Here is an 18,687-nt window from a genome sequence, read left to right as displayed (position 1 = left end):
TCAGTGATATGATAGCATAAGAGTTTTGGCGTGCTTATGGTGCGCAAAAGTAGGAGGTCAATATGGCAGAATCAATGAAGGGCTTGCAAAGAAGCCACAGATGTACGGAAGTTACCAGTGCCAATATCGGAGAAGTTGTTACCGTTATGGGATGGGTACAAAAAAGCAGAAATAAAGGCGGAATTATCTTTGTAGATTTAAGAGACCGTTCCGGAATATTACAGGTTATCTTTGAAGGAAGTGATATAGGCGAGGCAGGTTTTTTAAAGGCGGAAAAGCTAAGGAGTGAATTCGTAATTGCCGTTGTTGGTAAAATCGAAGCGCGTTCCGGTGCAGCCAATGAAAATCTTGCAACCGGCAGTATCGAACTAAGAGCCACCGAACTTCGTATCCTTTCCGAAGCTGAAACACCGCCTTTCCCTATAGAAGAGGAATCAAAGACCAAGGAAGACTTAAGGTTAAAGTACCGTTATCTGGACTTAAGAAGGCCGGATTTACAAAGGAATCTGATAATGAGAAGCAAAGTTGCTACTTTGACCCGTCAGTTTTTATCCGAGGAAGGTTTTTTAGAAATCGAAACGCCCATGTTAACCAAGAGCACACCGGAAGGCGCAAGGGATTACCTGGTACCAAGCCGTGTTCATCCCGGAAGTTTCTATGCACTTCCCCAGTCACCTCAGATCTTTAAGCAGCTTTTAATGTGTTCCGGATATGATCGATATTTTCAGATCGTAAAGTGCTTCCGTGATGAAGACTTACGTGCGGACAGGCAGCCGGAATTTACCCAGATTGATATGGAATTATCCTTTGTAGATGTAGATGATGTAATTGGTGTAAATGAGAGATTACTAAAGAAATTATTTAAGGAATCCATTGGCATAGAAGTACCCCTTCCGATCCAGAGAATGACCTATGCAGAAGCCATGGACCGTTTTGGTTCCGATAAACCGGACATCCGCTTTGGATTGGAATTAAAGAATGTATCAGAAGTTGTGAAACACTGCGGTTTCTCTGTATTTACCGGAGCCCTAGAAAAAGGCGGTTCTGTACGTGGTATCAATGCAGAGGGACAAGCTGAGATGCCGAGAAAGAAAATCGATGCCCTGGTTGAATTTGCAAAAGGCTTTGGTGCAAAAGGACTGGCTTATTTGGCAGTGAATGGTGACGGCACTTATAAGTCATCTTTCTCAAAATTCATGACGGAAGAAGAACTGGCTGCACTGGTTGCGGCTATGTCAGGAAAACCGGGCGATTTATTATTATTTGCAGCAGATGAAGATGATGTTGTATTTGATGTATTAGGTAACTTAAGATTAGAGATAGCAAGAAATCTTGAATTACTAAAGAAAGACGAATATAAATTCCTTTGGGTTACAGAATTTCCTCTTCTTGAGTACTCCAAGGAAGAAGGAAGATATACGGCGAAACACCATCCCTTTACCATGCCTATGGAAGAAGACCTGGATTTACTGGATACACAACCCGATAAAGTAAGAGCAAAGGCTTATGATATCGTATTAAACGGTACCGAAATCGGGGGAGGAAGTGTTAGAATCTTCCAGAACCATGTACAGGAGAAGATGTTTGAAGTATTAGGCTTTACCAAGGAAGATGCTTATGACCGTTTCGGATTTTTATTAAATGCGTTTAAATACGGTGTTCCCCCTCATGCAGGACTTGCTTATGGATTAGACCGTCTTGTCATGCTTATGGCAAAAGAAGACAGTATCCGTGATGTAATCGCTTTTCCTAAAGTTAAGGACGCTTCCTGCCTTATGACAGAAGCACCTAACACAGTAGAACAAAAACAGCTTGATGAACTTGGAATTGGAGTTGTATCCCAAGATTAAGCCGATACAGTTAATAAAAGAGGTAATAAAGTCTGAATACATAAGCTTTATTACCTCTTACTGTGTTTTAACCATAAAGACCGCTGATTTTGAAAGGAAGGATTTTATGCAAAAAGAATATGCCACAGATAGACTATTATTAAAGGTATTGGATAAATCCCAAGCTGACCAGGTCCTGGATTATTATATCAGGAATAGGGATTTTTTAGAGGAATGGGAGGCAGAAAAAGGAGAAGAGTTTTACTCAGCTGCCTGTCAGGAACAACTTCTTGAAAAGGACTTTACAGATATTAGTAACCGTAGTTCCTTAAGGCTGTGGATCTATAAAAAAGACGATTCAAAACGGATTATAGGCACCCTTGCCTTTACCAATATTGTAAGAGGTGTATTCTTATCCTGTTTTCTGGGATACAAACTGGATCAGGGTGAGATAAACAAAGGGTTTATGACGGAAGCAGTAAGGAAAGGAATACAGATTATGTTTGAAGAATACGGACTTCACCGGATTGAAGCCAATATCATGCCTAAGAATGCCCGCTCCTTAAAAGTGGCTGAGAAGCTGGGATTTTACAACGAAGGTTTCGCGCGTAATTATTTAAAAATAAATGGTCAATGGGAAGACCACATACATATGGTTTTGCTGAATGAAAGAATGCACACTTAGGCGGGCATTCTTTTTTTTCGGGGTAACAATATCAATTTAGCAGGAATATATTATAGTACAGTAAAAAAAATACTTGATTAAATATAACGGTCAACAGGAGAGGAGGTCAGGTAATAATGAGTTTTGATAATATCCAAAAAATTATAGATGAACAGAAAAAAAATCTCGAAAAAGCAGCAGAACAAATTAAAGATGCACCGGCAAATGAAAAAGTAAAACCGGAAAAAATCCTTCAGCTTGTTAGGGAAGAATTAGCCAGTGTAGAAAAAGAACTTGCAAAATATTCAGATAAACTTTAAAAGCAGCGAAAAGAAGGAGTCTTTACAGCCGGCAGATTAACAGTGCCGGTTATAAAGGCTCCTTCTTTTAAAGAACAAAAGCCTTGTGCAGGATATGCAACTGCATGAAATAATTTTATCAGTTTGCTGACCGTATTTTTGAAAGAATTTGCCAGAATCAAAACGAAAATTAAGATTATTCCCTTGACAAATATATCACTCTGATATATGATTAATGTATCAGAGTGATATATAACTTACAAGGAGGACATCTATGGCTAAGATATTATTTATTAATGGTAATTTACATGGACATTTTAACCCTACTATTCCGCTGGTATCTGAACTGACTGGCAGAGGGGAAGAAGTTTGGTATTTTTGCTCCCATATTTTTAAGGACAAGGTGGAAGCGGCAGGAGCGAACATAATTACAGCAGGAGATACCCTGGAAGAGTTTTATAAGAACTATCGGCCTACGGGCAATCATCCTTTTTATACGCTGGTTGAGTATATTATTAAATATGATGAAGTATTAATACCAGAGGTCCTTCATAAGATTGCTGCAATGAAGTTTGATTATATTATTTATGATTCTATTTTAGGCGCAGGATATTTTCTCAAAAATATCTTGAAGGTACCTGTCATCTGTTCCAATTCATCCTTTGTTATGAACCAGCTTCCGGTTCCGGATTCCATGCTTGTGCCGGGAACCCATCCCCAGCTGGATGAATTTTATCATGTGCTGGATGAGGTATGTGCGAAATGGCAGGTGGCAGTACCAAGTGTACTGGATTTATTTATCAATAAAGGTGATTTGAATATAACTTATACTTCCAGGGAATTTAACCCGGGGGGAGACAGCTTTGATGAAAGTTATAAGTTCCTTGGACCCTCGATTGCCGAAAGAAAAGAAGAAGTAAGCTTTCCCTTTGATGAGTTGAAAGGGCAAAAGGTCATCTATATATCCCTGGGTACGATTAATACAGACTTTAACCGGTTTTATGAGCTGTGTATGGATACACTTAAAGAATCCCCTTTTAAGGTAGTAATGTCCGTAGGTAAAAAATGCGATATATCCTCTCTTGGTAAAATACCGGATAATTTTATTGTAAAAGATTATGTTCCACAATTGGAAATCTTAAAGCAAACCGATGTATTTATCAGCCATGGAGGATTTAACAGTGTAAGCGAAGCGTTGTACTTTGAAGTACCCATAATAGTACTGCCGATGGTTAATGACCAGTTTATGGTAGCAAAGAGAATCGCAGGTTTAGGTGCTGGAATTCCTTTAAAAATGAATGAGATAACCCCTGAACTCCTTAAAACCTCCATTGATAAACTATTATTGGAATCTTCCTATAAAGAAGCTGCTAGAAAAATAAGTCAATCCTTTCACCAGGGAGAGGGATTGGAAAAAGCAGCCGATTATATTTTAAATTTGAGATAACATGAAATATCTCCAAAGGATCCAAATTAGCCGTTTGATGCTTGAATTTTAGGCTTAAGCATCAAAGGATAAACAAATTTACCAATTGCGTCTTCCTATCCAGCAGACTGGATTTGAAGGCGCTTTTTTCTTTGCAGATTACCTGCCATTGCGTAATATGTCTAATAAAAAGGGCTGAGCTGATTTATAGAAAAGTTTAAAACTATAGTTTTTTGAAATCCATATACTATTAAAAAAGATTACACAACAATGAAAATAGAGCTGCTTTGTGTTAGGATTATATTTTATTTGTGCTATAGCACAAACAAAAATCAATAAGCTAAATTAAAATACGGTATAAATGGTACAAAATGTTAAAAATTTTAATTATATGTGCTAAAACACAGAAATTTTTATAAAAAAGACTTGCTAATCAAATAAATGTGTGTATAATAAACTCATGATTAATTTTTGAAGATAAATAAACATATTCGCAAAAGGCAATGGCGCTTTACTAAAACGTAAAGCCCATTGCCTTTTTGTATAAACAGACATCTGTAAACAGGTGTTTGTCAGTGAAAAACACACGCAGGGGTGTGATGGCAGTAACCATACACCTTAAGCGTGTATTTTTATTTACAGCGTCAGTGCTGTTTTGCCTTAGCATACAACTTTGGACTACATTACATTTTGAAAGGAGTCTTGTCTATATGGATAACGGTGGTATCGAGATAAGATTAAATAATGTCAGCATGATATATCAGGCGGATTCTAATGAGGTTACAGCCTTAACCGGTGTCAGCCTGGATATTCAAAAAGGAGAATTTATCTCATTGCTTGGCCCTTCCGGCTGCGGTAAGACAACACTCTTAAGGATTGTTGCCAATTTATTGAAACCTACCTCTGGTGAGGTACTGATAGAAGGAGACACAACGGAGTCGGCAAGGCTTAATAGAAAATACGGAATGGTATTTCAGAGTCCTGTCTTATATGAGTGGCGGACAGTAAGAAAAAATATTGAATTACCCTTAGAACTTATGAAGGTGAAAAAGGAAGATAGAAAAGCCAGAGCGGAGAAAATGCTTGATTTAGTAGGTCTTACCAAGTTCGCAGACCATTATCCTCATCAGTTAAGCGGAGGTATGCAGCAGCGGGTTGGTATTGCAAGAGCTTTGGCAATCAGACCTGAAATTCTTTTAATGGATGAACCTTTTTCAGCCCTTGATGAATTTACCAGAGAAAAACTTCACGAAGATTTATTACGGATATGGAGTAAAACCAATAAAACCGTCATCTTCGTAACCCATAACATTGCAGAGGCTGTGTTTTTATCCGACCGGGTATGTGTATTATCCCCTCATCCGGGCAGATTATCGGCAGTGGTAGATATTACGCTGCCAAGACCCAGGACAAAAGAAATAAAAGATACTATAGAATTTACGGCATTGGTCTCTAAGGTAAGAAACAGTTTTGAGGGGGTTTGATTATGAAGCAGGTTAAAAAACTTCTTTCCTCTAATGGAATCGTAACGTTTGTCTGGCTGATTGGCGTATTAATTATTTGGGAAATCGGAGCGTTTCATATAGCCGGTACCAAAAGAACACCGGAAAATATTCTGCCCCATTTCTATCAGATTATCGGTTCCATATTCAGCACAAAACCTGTCAGTATGGGTCAGACAGCACTGCAAATCGTTCTGTCCAATGCCGGTGCAACCTTAATCCGGGCAGGGGAGGGATTTGCAATCGGTGCAGCAGGTGGATTTATCCTTGCACTTTTAATGAATTTATCAGGAATCGTTGAAAAGATCGCCTTCCCTTATCTGATGATAATCCAGATGATTCCCATACTTGGTATGGCACCTATCGTCCTTGCCATTACCCGTGATATTGGGTCCAGCCGAATCATCATTGCCGCCATCTTAACTTTTTACCCGGTGGCCACCAATACCCTGGCAGGTTTTAAAGCCGTAGAACGGGAAAAACATGATCTTATGTTTTTATGTGCGGCTACCAAGGTTCAGATTTATGTAAAAACCCTGATACCTTCTTCCATCCCTTACTTTTTTACAGGTCTTAAGATATCCGCACCTATGGCGATCACTGCATCTATTCTGGTAGACACCTTGCAAGGAGACGGAGGACTTGGATGTATGTTATCTCAATCCCTCAAACATGCAATGTCAATTATGGTATTCTGGCAGATTGTATTCTTAAGTGCCATTATAGGAATTTTAAGTTTTTATCTGATGGGTGTGGCCGAAAAATTGTTATCGCCCCATAAAAGGGCTTTAAGACGGAAGAAGGAGGAATCGTAATGCAGAAGGCACAAGTAGAAAAAAGACAGAGAAAATCAGTAGTTCGCTTCAAAGCCTTAACCGGTGTCTTGTATCCTTTACTATTTGGTATTCTGATCTTAATACTCTGGCAGACTCAGATTTTACATAAGCTTTTGAATACGGATGAATTTACACTTCCGCTGCCAAACAGGATACTTACCATTATTATAGATAATTTCCCTAAAATAGCAGGCAATATACAGGCAACGGTAATCGTTTCCGTCTGCGGACTGATTTTAGGTTCCTTATTCGGTTACCTGATTGCAATTATTGCTGCTGTTTTCCCAAGATGGGGTGCAGGGGGGCTCAATATCGTTTCTGCTTTTAACGCAGTCCCAATCGTTGCCCTGGCGCCCGTAATTACCAACTGGACCAAGGATGTCAGCAAGGATGCCAATATAAGAAGTATGGTAGCCAAGGTTCTTGTAGTAACAGTAATCTGTACCGCATCTATGAGCGTGAACGCCTTTCGGGGACTAACGGAACTAAAACCATTTTCAGAAGATTTAATGAAAACCTATGCAGCAGGAAAGATAACCACATTTATTAAATTAAGGCTGCCAAACAGTGTACCCTACATCTTCATTGCCCTGCGGGTCAGTGTTCCTGCAAGTGTAATCAGTGCACTGGTAAGTGAATATTTTGCCGAGTATATAACCGGCATCGGCAGGCAGATCAGGGAAAATATTGTATTAGCCCAATATGCCACAGCCTGGGCCTATATCGGAGTTGCCTGTCTCATTGGTATTGTCATGTATGGAATACTGATGGCCTGTGAAGGTATTTTGTTGAAAAACCGCAAATAATTGCAGGGGTTCAACTGATATAAACTTGACCAATTAACTTAATTAAAACGGAGGTATATTTTATGAAGAAGAAAAAAGTGTTTATGATTGTAATTTCTCTAATACTAGTGTTATCACTCGCAGCCTGCGGCAGTAAATCCAATACGGCAGATACATCTGCAAACACCACAGCAGATACAAAAGATACAGAAAACGAATCTGCCAATGAGACTACTCCCGAACCGACCCAGTCAACAGAAGCTGCACCGGAAACAACCGGTCCTTACTTTAACAAAGGTGAATCGGTGAAAGATATCGTAGTTAAAGCTGCTACGGAGGGCAAGGTTGGTAACTGGGGTATTGGTAATGAATACGAGATTCAGGCTTTATTAACCAAATACGGACAGCCGACCACCTTCTTAAGCCAGGCCTTTGACATGGACGGCTTTGATGATGATTCCATTTCCCTTGCTTCTGCAATGACCTATAACGAATATGGTCTTGTGGTTAATTCCTATGACGGCGGCTATGGCTACGGAGATTCCGTAGGTTATATTGATATGAACGATGAAGGGGTTGCAATGTTAGAAGATAATATCTTTTGTACCAGGGCCTTTGCCGAAGCGAATCCCAATACAGTAAAAGCTTTTATCTATGCTTCCATGAAAGGCTGGGAATATGCTTGTGCGAATCCGGAGGAAGCCGCTGAAATCGTATATAAATACGGTTCTTCCGTATCTTCTGAACATCAGGCATATATGGCAGATGAAGTTAAGAAGTTAGTCGAAACAGATACAAAAGGTGCAACGGTTACAGACTACGGCAAAATGGATGATACAGCTCTTGGTCAGACTTTAGAGCTGGCAAAGCAGTATATTAAACTGGATGATGCGGCAGCAGCAGATAAACTAAAAGCGTTAACCCTTGATAACATCAGAGACACTTCTTACTGGGAAGCAGCCAATGCTTCAACAGACGGTAAATTTGGAACACCGGAGAAAACATCAGTTTCCATTCAGTTAAAGTGGCTGCCACAGGCGCAGTTCATGGGATACTATGTAGCCCTTGACAAAGGTTATTATAAAGATGCCGGACTGGAAGTAAATATTGTACCCGGCGGCGGTGACATCGGTGAAACCACAGCCGTTAATAACGGTTCCGTAGATTTTGGTGTTACCTGGGTATCAAACTTAATTGCAGCCAATGCAGGCGGTATGGACTTACTTGAAGTATCTCAGGTATACCAAAGATCTGGACTTGTACTGGTTTATAAATTAAATAAATAAGGTATAGTCCCCCGCCTCTTATCGAAGCGAAGGAGGCGGGGGTTTTTTAATTTATGGGTAAGTTCTAAGAACTTGCCTAAAAATTAAAAAGCCTTCCGGGCAGGATGTGCATGACGCACTTAAGGAAGATTGTCACTGTCGTGACAGCGCGTCAGCTTTGTTCTTTCATTTTAATAGAAAGGTATGAAAAAGGAGGTAAAGGTATGGATCTGATAATCAAAAATGGCACGATTGTAAATTCAAAAGAGAGCTATGTGGCAGATATTGCAGTAGCAGACGGTAAAATAGTTTCCATTGCACAAGATATACAGCCGGTGGACGGAGTTAAGGTAGTAGATGCTTCCGGAAAATTGGTACTGCCCGGTGCAATTGATGTACACACACATTTGGCAATGCCCTTTGGGGGAACGGTTTCGGCGGACGGATATTTTGCCGGTACCAGGGCTGCAGCCTGCGGCGGTACAACGACAGTTTTTGATTTTGCACTGCAGGATTTTAATGAAAACCTGGTAGATACGGTAAAAAGGCGAGATGCCTTAGCAAGCCCTGAGGCTGCGGTGGACTATGCGTTTCATGTGGGAGTTAAGGATGTTCATGGAGACCTGTTAGATTCCATGGAGGAAGCGGTAAACTTTGGAGTACCTTCTTTTAAAGTGTTTATGGTTTATGACTTTGGTGTGGATGACGGTGTATTCTATAAAGTACTGGAAAAAGCAAAGGAATGCGGCGGTCAAATCAGTGTCCATGCGGAAAATAAAGAAATTATTGGGATGCTTACAAAACGGTATCTTTCAGAAGGTAAAACCAGTGCCTGGTACCACTATAAGTCAAGACCGGAGTTCGTAGAGGCGGAAGCCGATGAACGTGCCATTAGTTGGGCAAAATCACTGAATACTTCACTTTATATTGTGCATCTTGCTAATAAAGCCGGAGTAGAAGCCGTGACAAAAGCCAAGGATGAAGGTTATGAAATCTATTCGGAAACCTGCCCTCATTATCTGCACTTTACCAAGGAAGTTTACAAAAGGGAGGATGGCAGAAACTTTGTATGCTCTCCGCCCATTAAGGGACAGGAAAGTCAGGATGCTTTATGGGAAGCAATCAGGAGAGGGGATATTGATACCATAGCAACGGACCACTGTCCGTTCCAGAGTTATGAAAAGGATTGGGGCATAGATGACTTTACCAAGATACCCAATGGCTGTGCAGCGATCGAAAACATGTACCCTTACATGTTATCCAGTGCCAATGAAGGAAAAGTAAGCTATCAAAAGGTAGTGGAATTATGCTGTGAGAATCCTGCCAGAATCTTTGGCTGTGAAACGAAAGGCTTTTTATCCGTTGGAAAGGATGCGGATATTGTTATATACGATACGAAGAAAGACATGACGATAACGAAGGAGGCCATGCATTCTGATTATGACCATACCATCTGGGAGGGGGTTAAGCTTCACGGATATCCGATACAGACCTATTCCAGAGGAAGACTCGTTTTTGATAACGGAGACTTTGTCGGAGAAGCCGGCTGGGGTAAATTCATAAAACGTGTATCAAGGAAAAAGTAAAGTTTGCCTGGCAGCAGGCAAATATAGATGAAACGATAACCTAGAAATAAAGCAATAGACCAGGAGGTAAATTTATGCCGGTAAACAAATCATATTCAAAACAATTTTTAGCCAGTGAAGCCGCCAGGTGTCTCCTCTGCTATTTGCCGGCTTGCACCAAAGCCTGTGAGAAAGGCTTTGATCCGGCTGGATTTATCCGGTCGGTGAGATTTGAAAATACGAAGAATGATTTTGGTAAAATTATAAAAGACCAATGTAAGAACTGTGATGCTCCCTGTGAGAAAGCCTGCATTCATTACGATTATCCCATACGGATACGGGATATGGCAGAACATATAGAAAGTAAGGTGACTGATTTAAAGGAGGTGAGCTTATCTGTTGAATTTTGCGGTATCACCTGTGAAAATCCCTTTTTCCTTTCTTCCTCTGTGGTTGCCAGTAATTATGAAATGTGTGCCAATGCATTAAGGGCCGGCTGGGGCGGTATTGTTTTTAAAACCATAGGGTTTTTACAGCCGGAAGAGGTATCGCCAAGATTTGCAGCCACCAATAAGGAAGGAACACCTTTTATTGGTTTTCGGAATCTGGAACAGATAGCAGAACATTCCCTGGAAGAGAATCTGATGTATTTAAAAAAGTTAAAAGAAGATTTCCCGGAGAAAATCATTGTCGCTTCCATAATGGGTCAGACCGAGGAGGAGTGGACGAAACTAGCCAAGGCCGTAACGGATATCGGAGTTGATATCATCGAATGTAATTTTTCCTGTCCCCATATGTCGGCGCATGGACTTGGGGCAGATGTAGGACAGTCGCCGGAGCTTGTTAAACGCTATACTGAATTTACTAGAAAAGGAACCCATCTTCCCATTCTGGCCAAAATGACACCAAATCTGGGTAATATGGAGATTCCGGCAATCGCTGCAATGGAGGGCGGAGCAGACGGAATCGCAGCGATTAATACCATCAAAAGTATTACGGGTATCAATCTTTATGATATGGCACCTGCTCCGCATATTAACGGCAAATCAGCAGTATCTGGTTATTCCGGCAAGGCTGTAAAACCCGTGGCGTTAAGATTCATCCATGATTTGGCAAGCCATGAACAGCTAAAGGGCGTACCGATAAGCGGTATGGGCGGAATTGAAACCTGGCAGGATGCGGCGGAATTTATTGCCCTGGGCTGTGAAAATATCCAGATTACCACAGCGGTTATGCAGTACGGTTACCGTATTATCGACGATCTGATACTTGGTATGAAAGCCTTCCTAAAAGAACAGGGCTATAACAGTATCCATCAGTTATGCGGCAGTGCCCTGAAAAGCTTTGTTCATCCTGATCTTTTGGACAGAACGACCCTGACATATCCGATCGTAGATAAGAATAAATGTATCGGCTGCGGCAGATGTTTTATCTCTTGTGAGGATGCGGGACATCAGGCAATAAAGTTCGAGGAACATGAACACAGACCAAAACTGATTGCTAAAAACTGCGTCGGATGTCATCTCTGCCTGCTGGTATGCCCCTGTGGGGCAATAAGCAGCGGAAGAAGGGTGCCAAAACCAAGCTAAAGGATATTTATCCTAAGTGATTCTTACAACCTGTGAAACTCGTTTCACATCCTATTATGTGGCAGTATCGCTAGTGAACTTGCGATGTGTAAAGGGGGTAAATATGGCAATTACCTTATCCAGATTATTTGCTAATTCGGAAAAGAATTATAATATAAAACTAATTGCCGGTCAAAGCGGTATGAAAAGCCTGGTAAGATGGGTCCATATGGTAGAAGACAGTGAGGTTCCGGGATTTTTACATGGCAATGAACTAATTCTTACTACGGGCATCGCCCACACTGGAACGGATTGGATTGTGGATTTCGTAAAAAGTCTATTAAATCACGGAGCTATTGGTCTGGTGCTAAATGTGGGTCCCTATATCAAAAATGTACCAAGATATGTAGTCAATTACTGTGACGAAAATGAATTCCCCTTATTCATCGTTCCTTGGGAAATCCACTTAATTGATGTTACCTATGATTTCTGCCATAGAATTATTGCCAATGAAGAAAATGAAACCAGTATTGCCGCAGCTTTTAGAAATTTAATATTTTCCCCGGAAAATAAAGATGCTTATGCCGGGACCCTAGACCGCAGAGGCTTCCATAATTATGTGGAATACAGCCTGCTCCTGTTACAGGCGGGAAATAATGGTTCTGTTATATCCGGTGAAGATTGGCAGTCCATACGTTTTGAGTTAGAAAGTATTATGACCAGTGCAGAAAAACCCATCTGTATCTTTAATCAGGAAAATTATCTGGTAATAGCGGGATCTGGTATTAACAGCACTCAGATGGAGAACCATGCTGTAATCGTAAGTCAGGAACTCTCAGTCAGGTTTGAAGCAGTTCAGTTTTATATCGGTATCTCAGATACGATTATCGGTTACGGAGGGATGCAGGCTTGTTATAAGCAGGCAGTTACGGCCTCTAATACCGCCAGGCTTTTGGAAAAAACCATATTAAAATACCAGGACACCGGAATATATAAGCTTATATTTGCAGTAGAGGATGCAGGAATATTAAAACGGTATCTAAATGATACCATTAATAAAATTATGAATTATGACGCTTCCCACAGCACGGATTATTTAAATACCTTAAAATGCTATCTTGAGAATAACGGAAGCATACAAAAGGTATCCGCACAGATGAATGTCCATCGGAACACAGTGAATTATAAGATGAAGATGATACGTGAATACCTGGGAATCAAACTTGATTACGATGAAATTGCAAGACTTTGGCTTGCCTTTAATATTAAAGAAATTTTAGAAAATAATTTATGATTGGAGTGGATGATATGACATCAGAAGAAATTAAAAATACACAGACCGGCTATGTACTGCAGTCCTGGTCAAAGCAAAGAGGATTAAACCCCATACCGATAGTAAAAGCAGAGGGTATCTATATGTGGGACACAGAGGGCATCAGGTATTCCGATATGTCTGCCCAACTGGTTAACTTAAATGTTGGTCATGGAAACCGTTATATCATAGATGCCATTAAAGAACAGGCAGAACAGTACTGTTATATATCCCCAAGCTATGCCAGTGAACCCAGAGGCGAACTTGCCAAAATGTTAATTGAACGCCTTCCTGATAATATGGGTAAGATATTTTTTACCAACGGCGGTGCTGATGCCAATGAAAATGCGGTAAAAATGGCGAGAATGTATACTGGTAGGAACAAAGTATTTTCCCGTTATAGAAGTTATCACGGCTCTACCTTCGGAGCTGGTAATTTAACTGGTGAACCAAGAAGATATCCATTAGAACCGGGCATACCAGGCTTTGTTAAGTTCTTTGACCCTTATCTTTATCGTGAAACGATACCCTTTGAATCGGAAGAAGCTGCGGCAGAATATTATGTATCGAAACTCCGTGAACAGATTTGTTATGAAGGAGCAAATAGTGTAGCTGCAATTGTCCTGGAGACCATAACTGGTTCCAACGGAATCATTATTCCGCCTAAGGGGTATTTAAAAGGAATCAGGCAAATCTGTGATGATTACGGCATTATGTTAATCTGTGATGAAGTTATGGCTGGCTTTGGAAGAACTGGTAAGATGTTTGCTTTTGAAAATTTTGATATAAAGCCCGATATGGTTACCTTTGCCAAAGGCGTTACCTGTGGTTATGTTCAGCTAGGAGGCGTTGCGGTTAGTAAAGACATAGCAGACTATTTTAATGATAATTTCCTTTCCTGCGGTCTTACCTACAGTGGTCATCCTCTTGCCTGTGCTGCCGGAATAGCATGTCTTAAATTTTATGACGATGAGAAAATCCTTGATCATGTCAATGAGGTAAGCAAAGTACTTGGGGAAGAATTAGAAGCTTTGAAAGAAAAGCATCCAAGTGTCGGTGATGTCAGATATATCGGTTTATTCTCTGCTGTGGAGCTAGTTAAGGATAAGGAAACCAAAGAAGCTCTCGTTCCATATGGCGGTGATTCGAAAGGAATCATGAAGAGTATAATCGGAAGGCTTTCTAAAAAAGGCTTTATGACCTATTCACATGAAAATATGATATTAATTGCACCGCCTCTTATCATTACGTCAGAACAGATTAGGGAAGAACTGAAGAAAGTGGATGAAGTGCTTTCTGAGGTAGATAAAGAAATATTGGAATAATTTAAAACAAATAACTGATTAACAGAGAAAAATAGAAGGATTAAAGAGCTTTATGAAGTCAAAAACTTTAGACTTTAATAACGCTAAAAAAAAATAAAATGCAAAAGATAAAAAAGATATAAACAAAAGAAATAAAAAAGATATTAACAAAAAGATGAAAACAAAAAGTTAAAAACAAAAAGTTAAAAACCAGTAGATATAAATCATAAGAAAGTAAATATCAACTTGTTTTAGAAAGTTACCAAATTAAAGATTAATGAAAAGAGATTAATAATAATAAAGAATGGGTGTTCATATGAATTTACAATTTTTTATGCCCACGAAAATAATCATGGGTGATGATTGTGTAATAAAAAATGCTGAAATACTAAAAAAACTTGGTAAAAAGCCATTAATCGTAACCGGCAGCAGGTCTGCGGTTTTAAATGGTTCCTTAAAAGATGTTACAAAAGCACTTACTGAAAACGGTCAGGAATATGCAGTCTATGATAAGGTAATGAGTAATCCCACCATTGACTGTGTTTACGAAGGTGCAGAGCTTGCTAAAAGTGAAAATGCAGACTTTATCATTGCCATCGGAGGCGGTTCTCCTATGGATGCCGCCAAAGCCATTGCCCTTTTAGCCAGTCAGGATATTAAAAGAGAAAAGCTGTTCTCCGGTGAATATGAAGAAAAGGTACTTCCCATGGTGTTTATCCCCACAACTGCAGGAACCGGTTCAGAAGTTACCCAATATTCCATTCTGACCAATGATGCAGCAAAAACGAAAACTACGGTGGCTGCACCCTTCCTGTTTCCAGACGTATCTTTTTTAGACAGTAAATACATGGAATCCCTTTCCAAAACCACTACCATCAATACTGCAGTGGATGCACTGTCCCATTCCGTAGAAGGTTATCTGTCAAACAGGTCCAATGTTCTTACGGATGCACTTGCTTTAGAGGGTATATCCATCATAGCAGAAGAGTTTGAAAACCTTAAAAACTTTACGCTTACCAGAGAAGACAGAAGCAAGCTTTTATATGCTTCCACCCTTGGTGGTATTGTTATAGCTCATACCGGTACAACAGCAGTTCATTCTATGGGTTATTCCCTTACTTATTTTAAAGATATTGACCACGGTAGAGCCAATGGACTTTTAATTACCGAATTCTTAAAACTTGTGGAGAAAGAAAAGCCAGAACGGATTAAGACATTATTAACAGCCATGAAGCTAAAAGACTTAGCCGAACTGGAAAAAATTATAATGGAACTCCTTGGAGAAAAAGAAAAACTGACAGAAGAAGAAATCATGGAATTCGCATCCATTGCAATAAAAGCTAAAAACATAGCGAATTGTATCGTAATTCCAACAGAGGAAGATTTAATTCATATATATAAGACAGTTTTTGATTTATAACAAGTCAGGAAAAGCTTTATAGAAACAAAAAAATCAGATATTCTTACTATTTGGTAAAGCGCAAAATCTAGAAATGTGCAAGACTTAGAAATGTGCAAAACCTTCCGGAGGTGATTTATATAATGACCAATGAACGATTTAATAAAAAAATGATCGATTTGACGAGACTAATCCCGGCGGACCATTTCCGTACTGTTGAATCGTTTGAAATGAGAAAGGCCAAATCAGAAGTTAATGTAGAAATCGAACTTAAGGATAATTTTATTAAAAAGCTTAACTTCATGGTACCCTGGGATGGTAAACTGTATGCCTATGCCAGATATTCAGAAGGCTTACTTGACTTTTGCAGGGAACAAAATCTAAATGAGAATACGGTTAAAACTATTTATATGCAGGACTGGGATGATAAATTTACACTTGTTATAGAAGGAAAAGACCAAAAATCTGAAATTTCTTTTTATGTGACAGATGAGGATATGAAGAATCTTTTAGAACGGTGCTGCCGTATACCGGAGCAGAAAAGCAAGAACCCCTCGACTGGCAGAGGTTGAGACTGGAAGAGTCTGTGACGGAAGAGTTTGAACAGTTCGAACAGGCGGAGATTGAGTAGGTAAAGTTTAAGCAGGCAAGGTTTGCGCAGACAAAGTTTAAGCAGACAAAGTTTAAGCAGGCAAAGTCTGAGATGTGCAGAATAGGATTAATTGTAGTTTGTAGTACTAAATAACAGCAGGAAAGGATGTGTTTTATTATGATTAGCTGCAACCAGGAAAGATTAGAGGATAAAATCAAGACATTTTCAAAATTTGGTGATACGGGAAATGGTGGAATAACCAGGTTTTCCTTATCCTTAGAAGCCCTAGCGGCAAGGGCGGAATTTTGTAAAAGATGTGAAGCTTTAGGTATGAAAATTGTAACGGATGACATGGCTAATATCTATGCCACAATTCCAGGAGAAGAAGATTTACCGGCTATCATGTCAGGCTCCCATGCAGATTCTGTACGGCAGGGCGGTAATTATGACGGTATACTCGGGGTACTTACAGCGTTAGAAGCCGTGGAGACCATTATTACTGAGAAAATCCCTCATCGCCATCCATTAACCGTAGTAATCTGGACCAATGAAGAAGGCGCTCGTTTTGAACCGGCTATGATGTCCTCCGGTGTAATTACCGGTAAATTCGATAAAGAAAAAATGCTTGCCTCCAAAGATACGGAAGGAGTGACCTTTAAGGAAGCCCTGGAAGCCAGCGGATACATGGGAGATGCATTAAACCGTATGTCACCTGATAAATACGCCGCTTTAGTAGAACTTCATATAGAGCAGGGACCGGTTTTGGAAGCAGAAGGTATCGATATTGGTGTGGTTGAAGGTGTGTGTGGTATGATTAATTATGAATTCACCTTTTACGGTCAGGCCGGTCATGCAGGCACTACCCCTATGAAATACCGGAAAGATGCACTATATGCGGCTGTAAAGACAATACAGTATCTACATGAGGAACTGGATAAGCTGGATAGTAAATTAGTTTATACTACAGGTAAAATATCGGCCCACCCGAATATCCATACTATAATTCCGGATGTGGTGAAATTTACACTGGATGCCAGACATCAGGACCCTGAGGTTATTAAACAGGTTCTGGCTATCATAAAAGCAATTCCTGAGGAAGTTGAAAAATGTAAGGTAAGCTATAACGAAGCCTGGTCACGGGCAACGGTTTCTTTTTATACAGAATTCGTAGACTATGTTGAGAAGAATGCAAAAGCTTACGGCTATACTACAAAGAGAATGTACAGCGGACCGGGACATGATGCTCAGTTTATAACCGATATCATACCTACGACTATGATATTTGTTCCAAGTGTTGGAGGTCACAGCCACTGTGAAATCGAATACACACCCATTGAAAACTGTTTCAAAGGTGCCAATGTTCTGTTGCAGACCCTGTTAGAAATTGATAAGAATTAATTCCGCTCATTTCCATTCATTTCGGAAAACCATAGGAGTTACCCCTTCTCTGGCTTTAAATAAATTTATAAAGTGGCTTATATTATTCATTCCGCAGCCATATGCAATTTCTGAAACAGACAGGTCGGAATATTTCAGCCATTCTTTGGCATGGCTGATTCTCCGATCAATAAGATATTCATGGATCGTGGTTTTGGTATATTTCTTAAATTCCTTTGCCATATGGAACTTACTAATACTAAATTCTGCCGCCAGGTTATTTAACGTAATATGGCTGAGGTATTCTTGATCCAGCTTATTTTTTATTCCACGAATGAATTGGGGCATAGTATGGCTGAAGGAATCTCCAGACATACTGAGCAAAACCAGTTCCGTCAGCAGAGTGACAAGGAGACTGTTGGTAATACGCTCCCGGTGGACCTCTTTTTTCTGATGAAGGGATAGGATTCGCTTTATACTGCTTTCTATAAGAAAGGAATTATCTGGAGTCAGGATTGAAAAACCATTTTCAGTCATTTCTTCGTAGTAGATGGATGCATTCCAGCCATTATAGTGTACCCATAGGATTTCCCAGGGGTCATCTTTGGAGGATTCATAATAATGATGATTCAAACAGTTGATTAGAAAGATATTGCCTTTCCCTAACTGGTATTCCTTGCCTTCATATCGCAGATTACCCTTGCCGGATAAGGTATATACCAATAGGAAGGAATTCAGGTTCTTACGTTCCGTAAAATAAGGATACTGAGTTTTAAAATATCCCGCTTCCTGTATATACAGATAGTTATTTTTCGCTGTCTGGCCGGCAGTTTCAATAAGCCGTATGGAATCCTTAGACAAGGTTAGGGAAATACGCTCCAAATATTCGTTCATTAACAATTGATTTTCCTTTCTGGGACTGTTGAGTGATTACAGCAAAATACTGTTATTTAACCCCAATATT

At 39.9% G+C, this 18,687-nt stretch carries 16 protein-coding genes; 15 read left to right on the top strand and 1 reads right to left on the bottom strand.

Annotation, left to right across the window (positions count from 1 at the left end; all coding sequences use genetic code 11):
- Window positions 1-62: 62 nt before the first annotated feature.
- The 15 genes from aspS to QA584_RS21425 all read left to right on the top strand — a co-directional run bounded on the left by aspS (window position 63) and on the right by QA584_RS21425 (window position 17,744).
- A complete protein-coding gene (gene aspS, locus QA584_RS21495; RefSeq protein ID WP_278271158.1) occupies window positions 63-1,850 on the top strand; it encodes an aspartate--tRNA ligase in 1,788 nt (595 codons plus the stop codon).
- A 106-nt stretch (window positions 1,851-1,956) separates the two neighbouring features.
- Window positions 1,957-2,514: a GNAT family N-acetyltransferase gene (locus tag QA584_RS21490; RefSeq protein WP_278271157.1), complete on the top strand. Its 558-nt coding sequence runs from the start codon at window positions 1,957-1,959 to the stop codon at window positions 2,512-2,514.
- A gap of 116 nt (window positions 2,515-2,630) precedes the next feature.
- Complete coding sequence (locus QA584_RS21485) at window positions 2,631-2,813, top strand: hypothetical protein (RefSeq protein ID WP_278271156.1); 183 nt, start codon at window positions 2,631-2,633, stop codon at window positions 2,811-2,813.
- Between the two features lie 253 nt (window positions 2,814-3,066).
- Complete coding sequence (locus QA584_RS21480) at window positions 3,067-4,239, top strand: macrolide family glycosyltransferase (protein WP_278271155.1); 1,173 nt, start codon at window positions 3,067-3,069, stop codon at window positions 4,237-4,239.
- Window positions 4,240-4,928: 689 nt separating this feature from the next.
- A complete protein-coding gene (locus QA584_RS21475; protein ID WP_278271154.1) occupies window positions 4,929-5,702 on the top strand; it encodes an ABC transporter ATP-binding protein in 774 nt (257 codons plus the stop codon).
- Between the two features lie 2 nt (window positions 5,703-5,704).
- On the top strand, window positions 5,705-6,535 hold the full coding sequence (locus QA584_RS21470; protein ID WP_278271153.1) for an ABC transporter permease: 831 nt from the start codon (window positions 5,705-5,707) through the stop codon (window positions 6,533-6,535).
- Entirely contained in the window at window positions 6,535-7,362 is an 828-nt protein-coding gene (locus QA584_RS21465; RefSeq protein ID WP_278271152.1) for an ABC transporter permease, read from the top strand. The genes QA584_RS21470 and QA584_RS21465 overlap by 1 nt, the downstream gene beginning before the upstream one ends.
- Window positions 7,363-7,424: 62 nt before the next feature.
- Window positions 7,425-8,627, top strand: a complete 1,203-nt coding sequence (locus tag QA584_RS21460; RefSeq protein ID WP_278271151.1) for an ABC transporter substrate-binding protein — start codon at window positions 7,425-7,427, stop codon at window positions 8,625-8,627.
- A gap of 203 nt (window positions 8,628-8,830) precedes the next feature.
- Window positions 8,831-10,192, top strand: coding sequence for a dihydropyrimidinase (gene hydA / locus QA584_RS21455; RefSeq protein WP_278271150.1), 1,362 nt, complete (start codon window positions 8,831-8,833; stop codon window positions 10,190-10,192).
- A 74-nt stretch (window positions 10,193-10,266) separates the two neighbouring features.
- The gene (gene preA / locus QA584_RS21450; protein ID WP_278271149.1) at window positions 10,267-11,760 is read left to right on the top strand and encodes an NAD-dependent dihydropyrimidine dehydrogenase subunit PreA; all 1,494 of its coding nucleotides are present in this window, start codon (window positions 10,267-10,269) and stop codon (window positions 11,758-11,760) included.
- Window positions 11,761-11,863: 103 nt separating this feature from the next.
- Window positions 11,864-13,033 carry a PucR family transcriptional regulator gene (locus QA584_RS21445; RefSeq protein ID WP_278271148.1) on the top strand — a complete coding sequence of 390 codons (1,170 nt, stop codon included), beginning with the start codon at window positions 11,864-11,866 and terminating at the stop codon, window positions 13,031-13,033.
- A 14-nt stretch (window positions 13,034-13,047) separates the two neighbouring features.
- The gene (locus QA584_RS21440) at window positions 13,048-14,376 is read left to right on the top strand and encodes an aminotransferase class III-fold pyridoxal phosphate-dependent enzyme (RefSeq protein WP_278271147.1); all 1,329 of its coding nucleotides are present in this window, start codon (window positions 13,048-13,050) and stop codon (window positions 14,374-14,376) included.
- A gap of 295 nt (window positions 14,377-14,671) precedes the next feature.
- Window positions 14,672-15,775: an iron-containing alcohol dehydrogenase family protein gene (locus tag QA584_RS21435; protein WP_278271146.1), complete on the top strand. Its 1,104-nt coding sequence runs from the start codon at window positions 14,672-14,674 to the stop codon at window positions 15,773-15,775.
- Between the two features lie 122 nt (window positions 15,776-15,897).
- The gene (locus QA584_RS21430; protein WP_278271145.1) at window positions 15,898-16,326 is read left to right on the top strand and encodes a hypothetical protein; all 429 of its coding nucleotides are present in this window, start codon (window positions 15,898-15,900) and stop codon (window positions 16,324-16,326) included.
- A gap of 197 nt (window positions 16,327-16,523) precedes the next feature.
- On the top strand, window positions 16,524-17,744 hold the full coding sequence (locus tag QA584_RS21425; RefSeq protein ID WP_278271144.1) for a Zn-dependent hydrolase: 1,221 nt from the start codon (window positions 16,524-16,526) through the stop codon (window positions 17,742-17,744).
- Between the two features lie 6 nt (window positions 17,745-17,750).
- Here the strand turns inward: QA584_RS21425 and QA584_RS21420 are convergent, their stop codons facing one another.
- Window positions 17,751-18,617: an AraC family transcriptional regulator gene (locus tag QA584_RS21420; RefSeq protein ID WP_278271143.1), complete on the bottom strand. Its 867-nt coding sequence runs from the start codon at window positions 18,615-18,617 to the stop codon at window positions 17,751-17,753.
- Between the last annotated feature and the right edge of the window lie 70 nt (window positions 18,618-18,687).

It is taken from the genome of Anaerocolumna sp. AGMB13025 (genome assembly GCF_029689925.1).
In the GTDB taxonomy this organism is placed as follows: Bacteria; Bacillota; Clostridia; order Lachnospirales; family Lachnospiraceae; genus Anaerocolumna.
Note: the sequence above shows the minus strand (reverse complement) of the source record. Positions and strands in the feature narration are given on the sequence as shown.